The sequence below is a fragment of the Streptomyces sp. RGM 3693 genome (assembly GCF_050471125.1).
In the GTDB taxonomy this organism is placed as follows: Bacteria; Actinomycetota; Actinomycetes; order Streptomycetales; family Streptomycetaceae; genus Streptomyces.
This window is the reverse complement of sequence record NZ_JBMPPQ010000003.1, coordinates 987,506-1,006,063: the sequence shown is the minus strand read 5'-3', so window position 1 is coordinate 1,006,063 and position 18,558 is coordinate 987,506. Positions and strand designations below refer to the sequence as shown.

The 18,558-nt window shown below is 70.5% G+C and carries 7 protein-coding genes; all 7 read right to left on the bottom strand.

The window, feature by feature from the left end; all coding sequences use genetic code 11:
• Window positions 1–32: 32 nt before the first annotated feature.
• Window positions 33–1,415 (bottom strand): MFS transporter, encoded by a 1,383-nt coding sequence (locus ACO0M4_RS32765; RefSeq protein ID WP_430374701.1) that lies wholly within the window; start codon window positions 1,413–1,415, stop codon window positions 33–35.
• A 376-nt stretch (window positions 1,416–1,791) separates the two neighbouring features.
• Window positions 1,792–3,867 (bottom strand): AMP-binding protein, encoded by a 2,076-nt coding sequence (locus ACO0M4_RS32760; RefSeq protein ID WP_430374700.1) that lies wholly within the window; start codon window positions 3,865–3,867, stop codon window positions 1,792–1,794.
• A 70-nt stretch (window positions 3,868–3,937) separates the two neighbouring features.
• The gene (locus ACO0M4_RS32755; protein ID WP_430374699.1) at window positions 3,938–5,560 is read right to left on the bottom strand and encodes an HAL/PAL/TAL family ammonia-lyase; all 1,623 of its coding nucleotides are present in this window, start codon (window positions 5,558–5,560) and stop codon (window positions 3,938–3,940) included.
• A 52-nt stretch (window positions 5,561–5,612) separates the two neighbouring features.
• Window positions 5,613–6,410 carry an alpha/beta fold hydrolase gene (locus ACO0M4_RS32750; protein WP_430374698.1) on the bottom strand — a complete coding sequence of 266 codons (798 nt, stop codon included), beginning with the start codon at window positions 6,408–6,410 and terminating at the stop codon, window positions 5,613–5,615.
• Between the two features lies 1 nt (window position 6,411).
• Window positions 6,412–6,621 (bottom strand): MbtH family protein, encoded by a 210-nt coding sequence (locus ACO0M4_RS32745; RefSeq protein WP_430374697.1) that lies wholly within the window; start codon window positions 6,619–6,621, stop codon window positions 6,412–6,414.
• A gap of 198 nt (window positions 6,622–6,819) precedes the next feature.
• Complete coding sequence (locus tag ACO0M4_RS32740) at window positions 6,820–7,803, bottom strand: TauD/TfdA family dioxygenase (protein ID WP_430374696.1); 984 nt, start codon at window positions 7,801–7,803, stop codon at window positions 6,820–6,822.
• A gap of 13 nt (window positions 7,804–7,816) precedes the next feature.
• Window positions 7,817–18,556 (bottom strand): amino acid adenylation domain-containing protein, encoded by a 10,740-nt coding sequence (locus tag ACO0M4_RS32735; protein ID WP_430374695.1) that lies wholly within the window; start codon window positions 18,554–18,556, stop codon window positions 7,817–7,819.
• Between the last annotated feature and the right edge of the window lie 2 nt (window positions 18,557–18,558).

The window sequence follows — 18,558 nt, the reverse complement described above, 5'->3', positions numbered from 1 at the left end:
CCGGACTTCTCGTCCCATCCCGCCGCAGGATCTCAGGCGGACGAAGCAACTGTCTCCCCCGCAGGCGGAACTGACGAGCCGTCAGTGATCGCATCGACATCGGCCAGGTCACGCCCGCGGGTCTCCCGCGCGACCACCAGCGCACCCACGGTCAGCAGCGCAGCCAGCGTCACGTACAGCGCGATCGGCGTCGCGTTGCCGTACGACGACAGCAGCGCGGTCGCGATCAGTGGCGCCGGCGCTCCCGCCGCCACCGAAGCGAACTGGGCGCCGATGGACGCCCCCGAGTACCGCATGCGGGTGGCGAACATCTCGGAGAAGAAGGCGGCCTGCGGCGCGTACATCGCACTGTGGAACACCAACCCGACCGTCACCGCCAGGACAAGGGCCGGAAAGGACCGGGTGTCCAACAGCGCGAAGAAGGCCCACGCCCATCCATCGACGCCGACCGCCCCCGCCAGGTAGACGGGCTTGCGCCCGATCCGGTCCGACAACGCCCCGAACAGCGGAATGAGGCAGAACTGGATCGCAGAGCCGATCAACACGGCATTCAACGCGGCCTGCTTCTCGACCTTCAGGTGCTCGACGCAGTAGGCGAGCACGAACGTCGTGATCACGTAGTACGAGATGTTCTCGGCCATCCGCGCCCCCATGGCGACCAGCACATCACGCCAGTGGTGGCGCAACACCGCCAGCAGCGGCGGCTGTTCGGCGGTCTGCGCGGCCTTGCGCCGCTCCGCCTTGGCCAGCGCCTCCTGGAAGATCGGCGACTCGTCGACGGAGAGGCGGATCCGCAGACCCACCCCGACCAGCACTGCCGACAACAGGAAGGGAACGCGCCAACCCCACGCGGCGAACGTCGCATCGCTCTGCAGGGTCGTCATCAACGACAGGACGCCGACGGCGAGCAGATTGCCCGCCGGGGCGCCGCCCTGGGGCCACGAGGCCCAGAAGCCACGCCGTTCGGCATCGCCGTGTTCGGAGACCAGGAGCACCGCTCCACCCCACTCACCACCGAGGGCGAAACCCTGGATCAGGCGCAGCACGGTCAGCAGGACCGGCGCGGTGACCCCGATGGTGTCGTAGCCAGGCACGCAGCCGATCAACGCACTGGCCCCACCCATCATCAGCAGGCTGACGACCAGGAGTTTCTTGCGACCGATGCGGTCGCCGTAGTGGCCGAACACCAGGGCGCCCAGCGGTCGGGCGACGAACCCGATGGCATAGGTCAGGAACGAGAGCAACGTGCCCGTCAACGGATCCGACTCCGGGAAGAAGACGTGCCCGAAGACCAGGGCCGCGGCGGAGCCGTAGAGAAAGTAGTCGTACCACTCGATGGTGGTCCCGACGAGACTGGCGGCGACGACTCTCTTGATGCTGCCGGTGGTTGGGGAAGGTGTGGCAGAGGAGGCCATGAGTACCACTTCCGGACTGGGGCGGGGACGATCCGTGTCGCCACACCATAGGAACGCCCAGGTCAACGGCACATGTAGCCCGTCACCACACTTCCCACCCGCCGAATGTGCCCGCCGCCCACCCCACCGTCCAAGCGCGCCCCCTGGGGCCGCCCACGACCTCGCATGTCTGGCCGTCAAGAATGCCGCTTTTGGGTGCACTTTGACTACGGGCAGCAGCCGACGGCGGAACGCGGCCTCCGCCCGGCGGCCGATGTTCCCCGGGAGCCGGAAGGCGCACCAGCACGTGGCGAAGGGCATCCGGCAGTACGCGGCGGTCAGGAAGACCGGCTGGTACCCGCCGTGTCCCGTTCCTGCGAAGGCCCGTTCATCCGCGTCACACCAGCGGGGAGTCGAAGAACGTCTGGCGGCCCGCGATCAGCCCGCTGTCCGTAAGGGTGAAGAAGTCGGCGAAGCGCAGGGACGCGTCCCGCCCGTTCTTCAAGCGGCCCCGGAACTCGCCGTGCACGGCCACGTTCCGCCCGGAGGCGATCAGCTGGTCCAGGCTGTGCAGCCCGGACTCGATGACGCGTTCCTCCGTGTAGAAGCGCTCCAGCCCGTCGTGCCCGACGATGGGCTCGTAGCCGGGACGCAGGTACAGGGCGTCCGGGGCGAACAGGTCGACGAGCCCGCGGATATTGCCGGCGTCCACCTGCCGGTAATAGTCGAGCACCGTCCGCTCTGGGTTCGTGGTGACGGCCTCAGCCGGCAGCGAGACATGGGGGTTCCTTTCATCGTCGAGGGGGATGCCGGCGTGTGCGGACCCGGCGGCTGCCGCGGCCGCACGGGTTTCACCTGCGCGAGCCGGACGGCACAGCGTCGCGGTGCGTGCCCCCGCCGGCCAGGTGCCGTCGTGCGCCCACCGGCGCAGCGCGGGCTTGTCCGTCTTCCCGCTGCCGTTGCGGGGCAGGGCGGGAACGGTCACCAGGACCCGGGGGAGCTTGTAGCGGGCCAGGCGGGCCGAGAGTGCTTCGCGCACGGCGTCCAGCGTGGGCCTGCCGACCTCGGGCACGACCACCGCGGCCACCGTCTCGCCCCAGGTGGAGTCGGGTACACCGATGACCGCAGCGTCCCGGATCCCGGGGAGCTCGACCAGGTGACGTTCGACCTCGGCGGGGTAGATGTTCTCGCCACCGCTGATGATCATTTCCTTGAGCCGGTCGACGACCCACAGGTAGCCGTCCTCATCGAGGTGGCCGATGTCTCCCGTGCGGAACCAGCCGTCCTCGGTGAACGACTGGGCGGTGGTCTCCGCGTTGTTCCAGTAGCCCGGAGTGACGTTCGGTCCGCGGACCAGGATCTCGCCGCGCACCAGGGGCGCGGCCGGCCGCGCAGTGTCGGCGGGGTCGGCCACCCGCACCTGCGTATAGGGCATGGCCACGCCGGCCGAGCCGGTCCGCGCCTCCGTCTGCTCGGGTGGCAGGTAGGTGGCGAACGGAGCCGTCTCCGTCAGCCCCCAGGCCTGCTGGAGCAGCACCCCGTGCCCGGCGTACCGGCGGATCAGCCGCGGGGGGACCGGAGCTCCCGCGACCACCGCGCACCGCAGCCGGGAGAGGTCGGCCGCGGGGAACTCCGGCAGGTCCGCCAGCGCTGAGAACATGGCGGGCACCCCGAAGAATCCGGACACGCCGTGGGTCACGAGCGCGTCCAGGCACACGCGGGGATCGAACGCCCGGTGCACGACCACGGTGCCGCCGCGCAGCAGCGTCGGCAGGGTGAGCGCGTTCAGCCCGCCGATGTGGAACATCGGTGCCGCGACCAGCACCACGTCGTCCGGCCGCGTGTCCAACAGCGACCACACGTTCGCGCAGTTCCACCACAGGTTCCCGTGCGTGAGCATGACGCCCTTCGGACGGCCGGTGCTGCCCGAGGTGTAGAGGAGCGCCGCGAGCGTGTCCTCGCAGGCCGGGACGGACTCCGTGTTCAGCGGCGGCCACGCCCCGGGCGCCTGGCCGTCCTCGCCGACGGCCAGCACCGCCTTCACGGCGAGACCGGGTACGACGGCTTCGGAGAGCGCCCCCTGCCCCGCCTCGGCTATCAGGACCCGCGGATCACAGTCGGCCAGCACGTCCGCCACCTCGTCCGCGGCCAGCCGGTGGTTCACCGGGACGAACACCGCCCCCACCGCCGAGCAGGCCAGCAGTGTCGCGATCAGCGCCGGACTGTTGAGGCCCAGGTAGGCGACCCGGTCGCCGGCCCCGACCCCCGTTTCCAGCAGTGCGCGGGCCAGCCGTCCGCAACGGTCGTCCAGCTCGCGGTACGACACCTCCGTGGTCGGGGATCCCGGGCTACCGGAGGCGGTCGACCGGTAGGCGAGCGCGACGGCGTCCCCGCGGTGCACGGCATGGCGGCGGACAGCGGCGGCAGGACTGAGTTCGGCTCTGGTGCCGGCTGTGGAGGCGACGGTGTGCACGGAAGCTCCTGGGGCGACGAAAGGGGGCGGTGTGCGGCGAGGTCGTCCCGTCGGCGGTCCGCCCGGTTGGTTACGGAAGGTCGGCGACGGCGGCCTGCAGGTGACCGGACGCGATCAGCCCGGCCACCCGCTCGACGTCTTCGGCCAGCGGACGGTCCGCGTCGAGGAAGAGGGACACCTCGCGGACCGCTTCGTACGCCGCCCGGGTCGCCGGGCTCAGCCGCTGCGCGCCCCGCAGGTCGGCTGCCTGGCACAGGGCCAGCAGGTGGATCGCGGTCACCTGCTCGATCAGTCCGGCCACCGCGTACGCGTCCCTGGCGGCGATCGTGCCCATGCTCACCTTGTCCTGGTTGTGTGCCTCGGTGGAGCGTGAGAACGACGTCGCCGGCATGGTGTTCTTCAGGGCCTCGGCTACCAGGGAGGACGCCGTGATCTGCATGCCCTTGAAGCCGTGGAACAGGCCGGCCTGGCCGTCGCCGGGTTCGATCCACGGGATGAGGTTCGGGGTGAGCCCGTTGTTGAACTTCTCGTCCACGACGAGCTCCAGCTGACGGTCCAGCAGATCGCCCACGCTAGCGAGCGCCGTCTTCAGTGAGTCCATCGCGACACCGACGTGACCGCCGTAGAAGTTGCCCCCGTTGCGGGCCACCCCGGCCTCCGCATCGAAGAGCGGATTGTCGTTCGAGGAGTTGATCTCCGTCGTCATCCATTCAGCCGCCCACACCAGCGCGTCGGCGAGCACACCGTTCACGTGCGGCGCGCAGCGGATCGAGTACCGGTCCTGGATCGGCTTGTCCAGTTCCCGGAAGTCGACATCGCCCGGAATGGCTGCCTCCCGCTCGGTCTGCTGGTCGAACGACTGCGAGCCCTTCAGCAGCCGCCGGACCCGCGCCGCGCTCCCGCGGGTCCCGGCGTGCGGCTTCTGCTCGAACAGGAAGTCCGCGAAGTGCGCCGGATTGCCGCGCAGCACCTGACTGGTCAGTGCCGTGCACAGGTCGGCCGCGAAGCCGATCCGCGCTGCCCGGTCCATCGCCATGGCCGCGAAACCGGACATGAAGGAGGTGCCGTTCACCAGGGCCAGCCCCTCCTTGGCTTCCAACACCACCGGCTGGAGCCGGGCCGCCGCCAGGGCGGCACCCGCATCCGTCCGCTCGCCGCGGTGCAGTACCTCGCCCTCGCCGGTCATCACGCGGCCGATGTAGCTGAGCGGCACCAGGTCGCCGCTGGCCCCCACCGAACCCCGTTCCGGGATCAGCGGCAGGATGTCCTCAGCGAGGCAGTCGAGGAGCAGCCGCACGACCTCGGGCCGCACCCCCGAGTGACCGCGCGCCAGGCAGTTGGCGCGGATCAGCAGCGTGGCCCGCACCACGTCCGGCGGGGCGGCCGGGCCGACCCCGCTGCCGAGGAACCGCAGCAGGTTGCGCTGCAGCTCCTGGGTCTTCACCTCGGAGATCTGACGGGTGTTGCTGTCGCCGAACCCCGAGGTCACCCCGTAGATGGGGATGCCGGTGGCGATGAGTTCCCGCTTCAGCTCCCGCGAGCCGGCCATGCGCCGGTCCGCCTCCTCGGGCACGGAGGCCCGCAGGCCGGGCACGCCCCGGCCCACAGCGGCCACCGTGTTCAGGGACAGGGTGTGCCCGTCGACCAGTATGTCCGTCACCGGCGGGGGTGCCAGGGCTGCGGAGTCGTCCACGTTCTGCGTCCAATCGTGCGAGAGGGGGTGCGGTAGGGGAGGACCGGTCCGGTCAGGAGAAGTGCTTGAGGAGGGAGGCGTTCACCGCTGCCGGGTTCTCCAGGTAGCCGTAGTGGCCGCAGCCCGCCACCTCCTCGAAGGTGCACCCGGGGATCGCCTCCGCCACCTCCCGGCCCAGGTCCGGAGGGGCGATGACGTCGTCGGAGAACGCGATGACGTGGCAGGGCGTACTGATCCGGGCGCACCGCGCGAGGTGGTCGCCGTCCAGCTCCAGGTCCAGCTGCGCGCGGACACCGGGCCCGGCGGGCTGCGCGTACTCGAAGACGTCCAGCCAGTCTCGGACCGCCGACTCGTCGGCGAGCGTCGCACGGGACAGGTTCTCCAGCGCCGTGGAAACGGCCCTCTGCCGCGGCGGCACATCCACCTGCCGGTCGTACAGGAGGCGTTCCGCCTCGCGCATGGCCCGCCGCATCGTGTCCATGCGGCCCGTCGTGCCGATGAGCACGGCCCGGGACACCAGCTCCGGACGGTCCATCAGGAGCTGCTGTACCACGTGGGCCCCCATCGAGAAGCCGACCACCCGGCAGGGCCCCGGGGCGAGCTGCTCGAGCAGGCCCGCCACGTCACCGGCGAGGTCGTGCAGGGTGTAGGGCTCGGCGGCGCCGGTGCTCGGCGGGATGCCCCGGTTGTTGAACGTGATCGCCCGGTAGCCCGCCTCGACGACCGCGGGCACCTGGTGCAGGTGCCACGGCCGCCGGTCGGCGCCGGTCCCCATGACCAGCAGGACCGGCTCGCCGGCGCCCTGGACCTCGTACTCCAGGACAACCCCGTTGCTCTGCAGCAGAGGCACGTCAGCCCCGCATCGCTTCCACGAGGCTCTTGGGCCGCATGTCGGTCCAGTTCTCGTTCACGTAGTCCAGGCAGTCCTTGCGGTTGTCCGCGCTGAACACCACCACCCAGCCGGCCGGCACCTCGCGGAAAGCGGGCCACAGCGAGTGCTGGTTCTCGTCGTTGACCAGGACGCAGAAGGCGGCGCCGTCATCCTCGAAGGGGTTCGTCATGTCATGCTCCGTCACTCGGAATCGGAAAGGGGAGAAGGGGAGAAGGGGAGGGAGAGTGCGGCACGCGTGGCGCGTCATCCCTCTCCATCGATTCTGCGAGGCCGCGACCGGGCGTCCAAGAGATCTCGCTGGCAGGGGGTGGCGCCGACAGCAAACTGCCAGCCGGCGCCACCAACAGCCCTTGCCAGGCCGCATCGTTCAGATCAGGACGTGCCCGGCGTCCGACCGGTGGGACCGGGACCGGCGCAGGTCGGCGGCGACGAAGGTCCGCTGCAGCCAGCGGTCCGAACCGTCGTACCGCGGCGTGAACCGCGACCGCCCGTGCACCGCTACCCGGTTGTCCACGACGACCAGGTCCCCCGTCGTCAGCACCTGGGTCTGCCCGACCGACTCGAAGGCGTCCGCGAGCTCGGTGAGCGCCCGTTCCGCCCGGCCGGTCAGCGGCCGGGTCGCGGCCAGGTCCACCCGAAGGTCCGGATCCTCCACGGCACCGGTCAGCACGGCATGCGCCTGCGCCTGCTCGCCGCCACCGCCGAACGACGGTGGCGCCGCCGTCGTGAACTCCGCCGCGTGCAGGGCCTCCCGGCACTCCGCCGACAGCAGCGGAAGCACCTCGCGCACGCACGCCGTGCTGGTCCCCGCGACCCGGTCGTGATCGGGCCGCAGGCAGATCAGCAGCACGTAGTCCGGCCGGTGCGGATGGAATGCGTTCTCGTTGTGGAACGACAACCGGACCGAGCCCGCGTTCCCCTGGAACTTCTCCTGGCCGGCCACCGGGACGACGTCCTGCACCATCGCACCGGACTTCTCCGGCGCGAACGCGATCGGATCACCCAGACCCGACGCGACCGCCATGATCAGCGCGGCCGGCACGGTCGCCTGCCGCTGCACCGACGCGCTGTGGCCCGGCGTCACCGGAAGCTCCTCGACCGCCACTGGCAGCCCGCGCAGCAGCAGCGTGCCACGGCTTCCCGAATGCCGCCGGAACGTCCGCACGGCGTGCCGCAGCGACAGCGGCAGCTCCTCCCAGGCCGCCCCCGCGGCCGAGATCCACTTGTCGTCGTCCACCACCGCGTCGGCCGTGGCCACGAGGCGCAGCGCCACCTCGCGGGCCGCCGCGGCCTCCGCCGGGTCCAGTTCGTGCACACCGGTGCGGGCGGGGACAGGTATCGAGGTCGTCATGTGATGTCGTTCCTTAACTCGTGGTGGTGGGCCTGCGGCGAGGCGTGAGGGCGGGGCGCTTGGGGGCCCCGGCCGGGGCGGCCGCGGTGTGCGGGGCGATGCCTGCGACGGTCGGCGCATCGAACAGGGCCCGGATGGACAGCTCGGTACCGAGCCGGCTGCGGACCCGGCTGACCAGGCGCGTCGCCAGCAGTGAATGCCCGCCCAGCTCGAAGAAGTCGTCGTCGATGCCGACCTTCGCCAGCCCCAGCACCTCGGCGAACAGGTCGCACAGGACCTCCTCGTGCGGGGTCCGCGGCCCCCGGCCGCTGCCCGCCGCGGGCGCGTAGTCCGGTACCGGAAGCGCCTTGCGGTCGAGCTTCCCGTTCGCCGTCAGCGGCAGCCGGTCCATGACCACGAACGCCGCAGGCACCATGTAGTCCGGCAGGGTCCCCCGCAGCAGGCTCCGCAGATCCTCCGGGTGGGGGAGCGAAGGACCGTCCGTCAGTACGACGTACGCGGCCAGCCGCCGGTCCCCGGGCCGGTCCTCCCGCACGATCACCGAGCACTGCGCGACCGCCGGGTGCGCGCCGAGCGCGGCCTCGATCTCACCGAGCTCGATCCGGAACCCGCGTACCTTGACTTGGTCGTCGGCCCGGCCCAGGAACTCCAGCGTCCCGTCCGTGTTCCGGCGCACCAGGTCACCGGTGCGGTACATGCGGGCCCCGGGTGCCCCGAACGGATCGGCCGTGAACCGCTCCGCCGTCCGGCCGGGCTGGTTCACGTATCCACGGGCCAGGCCATCACCGGCGACGTACAGCTCACCGGCCACGCCAGCCGGGACCGGGCACAGCAGGTCGTCGAGCACGTACACGCGGGTGTTGCGCAGCGGCGACCCGAGCATCGGGCGGTCACCATCGGACGTGTGGTGCCCCAGCGAGTCGACCGTGCACTCGCTCGGCGCGTAGTAGTTGCAGCCGCACAGCCGCGGGTTGTCCCGCAGCTCCTGCCACAGGGTGTCACCGATCGCCTCGCCGCCGACCATCACCATCGAAAGCTCCGTGCGCCCCTCCTCCAGGAGCCCGTACTCCACCAGCTCGGCGAAGTAGGACGGGGTCACGTCGATGAAGTGCACCGACTCTTCGGCGATGTAGTCGACCAGCTTCTTCGCGTTCCGCGCGACGTCGGTGCTCAGCACGTGCAGCTGGTGCCCGCTGAACAGCCACATCAGCGGATCCCACGACGCGTCGAAGGAGATCGAGGCGATCAGCGCGGAGTTCACCTGACCCGGCTGCCGGTGGTGGGCCTCGGTGTGAAGGTAGTCCTGGTGGCTGTGGAACACGTTCGCGAGGGAGCCGTGCGTCACCATGACGCCCTTGGGGCGTCCGGTCGACCCCGACGTGTAGATGGTGTACACGGGGTGGTCGGGGTGGACGAGGACCCCAGGGTTCCCGGAGGGCAGGCCGCCGGTGTCGGGCAGCGAGGTCAGCGTCAGCAGCGGCTCGGTGTTGGCGAGCATGTACGCGATGCGGTCGGCCGGGTAGTCCGGATCGATCGGCAGGTAGGCCGCGCCGGACTTCAGGGTGCCCAGGAGACCGACCACCATGTCCAGCGAACGCGGAATGTTCAGCGCCACCGTCCGCTCAGGAGCGGCGCCCCGTCCGATCAGGTAGTGGGCCAACCGGTTGGCACGCTCGTTCAGTTCCTCGAAGGACAGCGTGACGCCCTCGAAGGTCACGGCCGGCGCCTGCGGCGTCCGCCGAACCTGCTCTTCGAAGACCTGCGCCAGCAACGGCACCGCGGCACCGGCAGGCGTGTTCAGGCCGGTACCCAGGCCGGTCAGCCGGATCAACTCCGCCTCCGGAACCATCTCCAGCGTGTGGAGGGGCGTGTCGGGGTGTTCGGCGGCGGCGGAGAGGAGCCGGGTGAGGTAGGTCGTGATCCGTTCGGCCGTGGCGCGGTCGAACAGGTCGGTGGCGTACTGGAGGCCGCCGCTGATGCCGGCGGGCGCGGTGCCGTCGTCGTGGGACTCGGCGATGTTGAACGCGAGGTCGACCAGCGCGGGAGCCTCGGCACCAGATGCGGCTTCGAGTTCCAGGCCCGGCAGTTCCAGGGTGGCGCGCGAGGTGTTGTGGTACGCGAGCATGACCTGGAAGAGGGGGTGGCGGGCGAGGGTGCGTTGGGGGTTGAGGGCTTCGACGAGGGATTCGAAGGGGAGGTCCTGGTGCGCGTAGGCGGCCAGATCCGTCTCCCGGACTCGGGCGAGGAGGTCGCGGAAGGTGGGGTTGCCGGTGGTGTCGGTGCGCAGGACGAGGGTGTTGACGAAGAACCCGACGAGGTTGTCGAGGGCGTCGTCGGTGCGTCCGGCGATGGGGATGCCGATGGGGATGTCGTTGCCCGCACCCAGCCGGGTCAGGGTCGCAGCGATGGCGGCCTGGAAGACCATGAACATGCTGGTGTTCGTCGACCGTGCCAGCGCCGTGAGCCGGGCGTGGGTGTCCGTGTCGATATCGAACAGGGCGAGTGCGCCGTCGTGGGAGGGCTCCGCCGGGCGGGTCCGGTCCACGGGGAGCGTCAGTTCTTCCGGTGCTCCGGTGAGGTTCCGCTTCCAGTACTCCAGCTGGCGTGCGAAGAGGGACTCGGGGTCGGAAGCCTCGCCGAGGAGGTCCCGCTGCCACAGGGTGTAGTCGGCGTACTGGACCGGGAGTTCCTCCCACCCGGGGGCACTGCCGTCCTGGAGACGTGCGGTGTAGGCGTGCCCGAGGTCCTTGAGGAACGGCGCGGTGGACCAGCCGTCCGAGGCGATGTGGTGCGTCAGTACCAGCAGCACCCACTCGCCCTCTCCGAGCTGGAAGAGGGTCACCCGCAGGGGGATCTCGGCCGCGAGGTCGAACACATACCGGCAGGACTTGGCCAGTCGGGCCGCCAGTTCGTCCTCCGAGCAGGCCACCGTGCTGAACGGGACGGGATGTCCGGCGGGGCGGATGTCCTGGAACGGCGCGCCCTCACTCTCGCCCATCACGGTCCGCAGCACTTCGTGCCGGTCCACCACGTCACAGACGGCGGCGGTGAGGGCGGTCTCGTCGAGCACGCCCTTCAGGCGCATGACGAACGGCATGTTGTACGCCGCAGCGGCGTCGCCGTACCGGCTCAGGAACCACAGCCGGCGCTGCGCAAACGACAGCGACAGCCGCTCCGGGCGCGACCGTGTCGCGAGCGGGATCCGCACCTTCGAGGAGCCGTCCAGCCGGGCCGCCAGCTCGGCGACCGTGGGCGCCTCGAACAGCACCCGCAGTTCGAGCTCCTGGCCCAGCACCGTACGGACGCGGCTGGCCAGCCGCGTCGCGAGCAGGGAGTGCCCGCCAAGGGCGAAGAAGTCGTCGTCGGCCCCGACGCCCTCCACGCCGAGCACCTGCGCGAACAGCCCGCACAGGATCTCCTCCAGCGGCCCGTTCGGCTTCTGACCCGAGCCGGCAGCCACCTCGGGCTTCGGCAGGGCCTTGCGGTCCAGCTTGCCGTTCGGGGTGAGGGGCAGCCGGTCCAGGGCGACGAACGCCGACGGGACCATGTACTCCGGCAGCACCCGCTGGAGGTGCGTCCGCAGGTCCGCGACCAGCGGTGCCGTGTCCACCGCCCGGTGCGGGGCGTTCGTCCACAGGTCCGGCCGGAAGGTGCCGGTCCCCACCTCCGCGGCCGGGCTGTACACGCCCGCCCACGCCCGGTCCAGGTCCCCGGACGCGCCGCTGGCGGCGTCCCCGGACACGAAGACCGCATCCAGCCGACCGGCGCCGCCCGTCGCGGACCAGGTGACCGCCACCCGGTACCCGTGGGCCGCCGCAATGGCCTCCAGCTCCGCATGCGTCGGTGCGGCCGGACGGTCCCCGGCGGCCTCGCCGTCAGTACCCTCCGGCGCGTTGCCGGCCTCCAGGGTCCGCAGCGCCGCGAGGTGCCCGACCAGCCGGGCGTTGGGCACGTCGACGACCCGCAGGGTCTCCGGCCGCCGGTCGGCCAGCACGGCCGCCAGCCCGTCGACACCACTCAGATCCCGGCCCCACAGCAGCTGCGGCGCCGAGTCCACCGCTACCGCGGCGACGCACTGCGGTCGCAGCACGACGTCGTACCGGTAGCGGGTGAGCTCGTTGTCGTACCCGCAGTCCTTGGTCCGTACGTCCACCACGGCCCCCGGTCCGGCGAAGCCCGCGAAGAACTCGGGGTCGACGAGCAGCTCCTGTTCCCGGGCCATGCCCTGCTCGACGGCGCGCAGCAGCGTCGTCGCGTCCGCCCCGGGCTCCGCGTGGTGCAGGGCCACGGAGGCGGCGAAGCTGCGGTGCAGACGCCGGTGGCGGACGTCACCGATGAACACCGAACCGCCCGGGGCGAGCAGGCGCGAGACGCTCTCCAGCACCTCGGCGAGGTAGGTCCCGCTCGGGAAGTACTGCACCACCGAGTTCAGCACGACCGTGTCGAAGTAGCCCTCCGGCAGCCCCGTCACGTCGTGGGCTGGCTGCGTGCGCAGCTCCACCCGCCCGGCCAGCGAGGCATCCCGCGCCACCTGCTCCCGCAGGGTGCCGATGACCACGGGGGAGATGTCCGTACCCCAGTACGCCTCGCAGTGCGGGGCCACATGGGCCAGGATCAGACCCGTGCCGACACCGATCTCGAGCACGCGGCGCGGCCGGAGCGCGCTGATGCGGTCCACGGCCGCGGCACGCCACTGCCGCATCTCGTCGGCGGGGATCGGGTCACCACCGTAGCTGTCGTTCCAGATCCCGAAGTCCTCGCCCAGCAAGGTCGACGCGGGGTTCTCGTAGTAGGCGTCGTACGCGGCGGACCAGTTCTCGATCTGCTGCTGCTCCTCGTCCTGGTCGCGTCCGCTCCGGCGGGGCACCACGTAGGCCGTGATGCGCTTGTCGCCGTCCTGGTCCTCGCGAACCACCACGGCGCTCTGCTCGACCAGACCGGAGCCCGACAGCACGGACTCGATCTCGCCCAGCTCGATGCGGTGGCCGCGCACCTTGACCTGGTGGTCGGTGCGCCCGAGGTACTCCAGACGTCCGTCCGTACGCCACCGCGCCAGGTCGCCGGTGCGGTACATGCGCGAGCCGGAGGAGCCGAACGGATCGGCGAGGAACCGCTCCGAGGTCAGGTCAGGGCGTTGGTGGTAGCCGCGGGCCACACCCGTGCCCGCGATGTAGAGCTCACCCGAGACTCCTGCCGGAACCGGGTGCAGCGACCGATCGAGGACGTAGACGCGGGTGTTGGCGAGCGGCGTGCCGATGGGCACGGCGACCGAGCCCTCGCCCTCGCCGGCCACGCGATCCGCCGTCGACCAGATGGTGGTCTCGGTCGGGCCGTAGACGTTGAGTACGTCGCCTTCGCCGGCCGTGCGGAGGTGGTCGGCGAGGGCGGGGGACAGGGCTTCGCCGCCGGTGAGTTTGCGCAGGCCGTGGAGGGCGTGCGGGGCGTGGGCGGTGAGCATCTGCCAGGTGGTGGGGGTGGCCTGCATGACCGTGATGTCGTGGGAGGTGATCAGGCTGGCCAGCGCAGCGGGGTCCTTCGCCTCCTCGGAGGCGGCGATGACCACCCGGGCACCCTGTGTGATGGGCCCGAGCAGCTCCAGGTGCGCGATGTCGAAGGCGACTGTGGTGACCGCGAGCCATCGGTCGGCGGGGGTGAGGGAGACACGCTGCCGGATGGCGGTCAGGAGGTTGGCGAGGTTGCCGTGGGTGACGACGACGCCCTTGGGGTGGCCGGTGGAGCCCGACGTATAGATCACGTACGCCGGGTCCGCCGGGAGCGGGGCCGTGCTCTGCACCGTCACCTCCTGCCCGGGTACGCCGCCCAGGCCGTCGAGGCCGTCGAGGAGGAGGTGGGCCGGCCCGTCGGGGCCGGGAGCCGGCAGGACCCCGCTGTCGAGGACGTCGCGGCAGGTCAGAACGGTCTGCGGGGTGGCGTCGGCGAGTACGCCCGCGATCCGCTCGGCCGGGTAGCCGGGATCCACGGGCACGTACGCGGCGCCGGACTTCAGCACCGCCAGCACGGCCACCAGCAGTTCCGGCGACCGCGGCAGCGCCACCGCCACCAGCCGCTCCGGACACGCGCCGAGCGCGGACAGGCGCCCCGCCAGCCGGCCCACCCGCCCGGCCAGCTCCCCGTAGGTCAGCTCACGGCCGCCGCACGACACCGCGATCGCGTCCGGCGTCGCCGCCGCACACGCCTCGAACCGTTCGGTCACCGATCCGGCGGCATCCGCCAGAGCCGTGTCGTTCCACCCCTCCAGAACCAACGACCGCTCCCGCGCCGTCAGCACATCGAGCCCGTCCAGACGGCTTTCGGGGGCCTCCGCGACCGTGCTCAGGATGTGGACCAGGCGCTCGGCCATGGCTTCGACCGTGGCGGCGTCGAACAGGTCGGAGCGGTAGTCCAGGCTGCCTTCCATGCCTTCGTGGTCGCCGGACTCCCCGCGGCGCTCGCTGATCGCGAGCGACAGGTCGAACTTCGACACCGTGAAGTCCAGCGGCTCCTGGCCCACGCGTAGTCCGGGGAGCGCCAGGGAAGCCCGGGCGTTGTTCTGGAACATGATCATGACCTGGAACAGCGGGTGCCGGTCGAGGGACCGCTCCGGGTTGAGCACCTCCACCAGGCGCTCGAACGGCAGGTCCTGGTGCGCGTACGCGGCCAGGTCCGACTCCCTTACGCGGCCCAGCAGTTCAGCGAAGGTGGGGTTGCCGGAGAGGTCTGTGCGCAGGACGAGCGTGTTCACGAAGAAGCCGACGAGATCGTTGAGCGCGTCCTCGTTCCGGCCGGCCACCGGCGTGCCGATGGGGATGTCCGTGCCCGCGCCGAGCTTGGACAGCAGTACCGCGAAGGCGGCCTGCACGACCATGAACATGCTGGTCCCGTTCTGGCGCGCCAGGGAGTCCAGCCGCGCGTGCATGTGGGCGGGCACGTGCAGCCGAACGGAGCCGGCCCGGTCGTACGAAATGCGCTCACCCCGCCGGTCCACGGGCAGGTCGATCCCTCCGGGAATCCCGTCGAGCTGCCGCTTCCAGAAGTCCAGCTGCGTGGACGCGAGGCTGTCGGGGTCGTCCTCGCTGCCCAGCAGCGTGCGCTGCCACAGCGCGTAGTCGACGTACTGCGCGGGCAGCGGCTCCCAGGCCGGCGCGCTGCCGCCGGCACGGGCGGCGTAAGCCGTGGACAGGTCGCGGGCGAGCGGGGCCATGGACCATCCGTCGGCAGCGATGTGGTGCACGACCAGCAGGAGGACGGCCTCCGAGGCGCTGGTCGTGAACAGCCGGGCGCGGACCGGTATGTCGACGGCCAGGTCGAATCCGCCGCGCGCCTCCTGCGCGAGCACCGCGGGCAGCTCCTCCTCGGACACCTGTGTCACCGGGAGAGTCGCGGAGACCTCGGACAGGACGTGCTGCCAGGGACGTCCGTCGGTCTGCGGGAACAGGGTGCGCAGGCTCTCGTGCCGCATGATCACGTCGGCCACGGCCGCCCGCAGCGCCTCGGCGTCCACGTCGCCACTCAGCCGCAGTGCCAGCGGAACGTTGTAGGTGGCGCTGGTGTGGTCCAGCTGGTTGAGGAACCACAGCCGCTGCTGGGCGAAGGAGACCGGCGGCGTGGCCGGGCGTTCGCCGACAACGACCGAGGGGCGGGCCGTCCCGGTGTCCGCGGCGGACTCGGAGATCAGACGTGCCAGCGCGGCGACGGTCGGACGCTCGAACACGGCACGGATGGAGAGGTCCGCCTTCAGTACGGAGCGGATCCGGCTGGTGAGGCGGGTGGCGAGGAGGGAGTGGCCGCCGAGACCGAAGAAGTCGTCGTCGACGCCCACGGCGGGCAGGCCGAGGATGTCGGCGAACAGGCCGCACAGGATCTCCTCCTGCGGCGTGCGCGGCGCCCCGCCCTGGCCGCCAGCCTGCTCGGGTGCCGGCAGCCTCTTCGTGTCCAGCTTGCCGTTGTCCGTGAGCGGCAGCGCGTCCAGCGTGACGAACGCCGCCGGAACCATGTACTCGGGCAGGAAGCCCTGCGCGTGCTCCCGCAGGCGGGCCAGGTCCACGGCCGGAGCCGACTCGCCCGGCACCACGTAGGCCGTCAGCCGCTTGTCGCCCGGCTGGTCCTCCCGCACGATGACCGCGACCTGATCGACGCCCTCGTACGACATCAGGGCGGCGCTCACCTCGCCGAGCTCGATGCGGAAGCCGCGGACCTTCACCTGGTCGTCGACGCGCGAGACGAACTCCAGGACGCCGTCGGCGTTCCAGCGCATGAGGTCGCCGGTGCGGTACATGCGTGTGCCGGGCTCGCCGAACGGATCGGCGACGAAGCGCTCGGAGGTCAGGTCGGGGCGGCCGGTGTACCCGCGTGCCAGCAGGTCGCCGGCGATGTAGACCTCGCCCGCGATGCCGATGGGGGACGGCCGCAGGTGCTTGTCGAGGACGTACATCCGGACGCCGTCCATGGGGCGGCCGATCACCACGACACCGTCGTCGATGGGGTTGTCGGGGTTGATTTGGTGGGTGGTGCAGCCGACGGTGGTTTCGGTGGGTCCGTATTCGTTGAGGATGGTGACGTTGGGGTGGTTTTGGCGCCAGTTGCGGAGGTTGGTGCCGTGGAGGGCTTCGCCGCCGAGGACGATGTGGTGGGTGGGGGAGTGGGTGGGGGGGAGTGTGGTGAGGAGGTCGAGGTGGCTGGGGGTGGCTTTGAGGAAGGTGGTGGGGGTGGTGGGGGTGGTTTCGAGGTCGGTGATGTGGAGGTGTCCGCCGGTGGTGAGGGTGCCGTGGAGGACGGTGACGGTGAGGTCGAAGGTGAGGGGGGAGTGGAGGGTGGTGGTGTGGTTGAGGCTGGGGTAGAGGGTGCGGCAGTTGTGGAGGTAGTGGGTGAGGTTGTGGTGGGTGATGGTGACGCCTTTGGGGCGTCCGGTGGAGCCTGAGGTGTAGATGGTGTAGGCGGGGTTGTGGGGGTGGGTGGGGATGTTGGGGTTGTGGGTGGGTTGGTGGGTGGTGTTGGGGAGGGTGGTGAGGGTGAGGAGGGGGTTGGTGTTGTTGAGCATGTAGGTGATGCGGTCGGTGGGGTGGTCGGGGTCGAGGGGGAGGTAGGCGGCGCCGGTTTTGAGGGTGGCGAGGGTGGCGGTGATGAGGTCGATGGAGCGGGGGAGGTTGAGGGCGATGTGGTGTTCGGGGTGGGCGCCGTGGTGGATGAGGTGGTGGGCGAGTTGGTTGGCGCGGGTGTTGAGTTCTGCGTAGGTGAGGGTGGTGTTGTTGTGGGTGAGGGCGGGGGCGTCGGGGGTCCGCTCGACCTGAGCCTCGAACAACGCCATGAGCGTCAACTCGCCCTTGTCCAGGCGGATCTCACCCGTGACGTCCGGCTCCGTCGAGCTGCCGGCACTCCACTCACGCGTCAGCTTCAGCTGTTCTTCGGGGGTGAGGGGGGTGGTGTGGGTGAGGGGCTGTTCGGGGTGGTGGGCGATGGTGGTGAGGAGGTGGGTGAGGTGGTCGGTGATGCGGTGTGCGGTGGCTTCGTCGTAGGTGTGGGGGTTGTAGATGAGGCGGAGGCGGAGGGTGTCGTCGGTGGGGTTGTGGGCGGCGACGAGGTTCAGCGGATAGTGCACGCCGTCATGGGCTTTGGTGCTGGTGACCTTCAGACCCGGCGCCGGCGAGGACAGGGCATCCGGCTGGGTGGGGTAGTTCTCGAAGACGAGTGTGGTGTCGAAGAGTTGGGGGTGGGGGGTTTGGTTGGTGATGGTGGTGAGGCTGGTGTGGTGGTGGTCGAGGAGGGTGGCCTGTTGGTTTTGCAGGCGGTGCATGAGGGTGAGGAGGGTGTCGTTGGGGTGGGTGGTGGCGCGGGTGGGGATGGTGTTGATGAAGAGGCCGATCATGTCTTCGATGCCGGGGATTTCGGGTGGGCGGCCGGAGACGGTGGTGCCGAAGACGATGTCGTTGTTGCCGGTGTAGTGGGTGAGGAGGAGGGTCCAGGCGGTTTGGATGGCGGTGTTGAGGGTGAGTCCGTGGGTGCGGAGTTGGGTGCGGAGGGTGTGGGTGGTGTGGGTGGGGAGGGTGGTGTGGTGGGAGTGGGGTGGTGTGGGGGTGTGGTGGGTGGTGTGGGGTGTGAGGAGGGTGGGTTGGGTGAGTCCGTTGAGGTGGTTGTGCCAGGTGGTGGTGGCGGTGTGGGGGTTTTGGTGGGTGAGCCAGGTGAGGTAGTTGCGGTAGGGGGTGGGGGTGGGGAGGTGGGTGTCGTTTCCGTTGGTTTGGTAGAGGGTGAACAGTTCGCGGATGGCGAGGGGTATGGACCATCCGTCGAGGAGGATGTGGTGGTTGGAGATGAGGAGGTGGTGGGTGGTGGGGGTGAGGTGGGTGAGGGTGATGCGGATGAGGGGGGGTGTGGTGGGGTTGAAGCGGGTGGTGCGGTCGGTGTTGATGATGTGGGTGAGTTGGGTGTGTGCGTGGGTGGGGGTGAGGTGGGTGAGGTTGTGTTCGGTGAAGGGGATGGTGACGTGGCGGGGGATGATTTGGATGGGGTTGTCGGTGCCGCGGGTGCGGAAGGCGGCGCGGAGGTTGGGGTGGCGGTTGATGAGGGTTTGGGCGGCGTTTTTTAGGGCGTTGGTGTTGAGTTCGCCTTCGAGGGTGAGTTCGAGCTGTACGGCGTAGACGTCGGGGGTGTTGTTGTCGGTGTCGTAGAGGGCGTGGAAGAGCAGCCCTTCCTGCAACGGAGACAGCGGCAGGATGTCCTCGATCTGGGACTGCGACTTGGACGGGGACTTGGACTGCATGA

What these genes read in the sequence shown, in the direction of transcription:
- ACO0M4_RS32765 (WP_430374701.1), bottom strand. Translation starts at nt 1,415, where the DNA reads ATGGCCTCCTCTGCCACACCTTCCCCAACCACCGGCAGCATCAAGAGA.
- ACO0M4_RS32745 (WP_430374697.1), bottom strand. Translation starts at nt 6,621, where the DNA reads ATGACGAACCCCTTCGAGGATGACGGCGCCGCCTTCTGCGTCCTGGTC.
- ACO0M4_RS32740 (WP_430374696.1), bottom strand. Translation starts at nt 7,803, where the DNA reads ATGACGACCTCGATACCTGTCCCCGCCCGCACCGGTGTGCACGAACTG.
- ACO0M4_RS32735 (WP_430374695.1), bottom strand. Translation starts at nt 18,556, where the DNA reads ATGCAGTCCAAGTCCCCGTCCAAGTCGCAGTCCCAGATCGAGGACATC.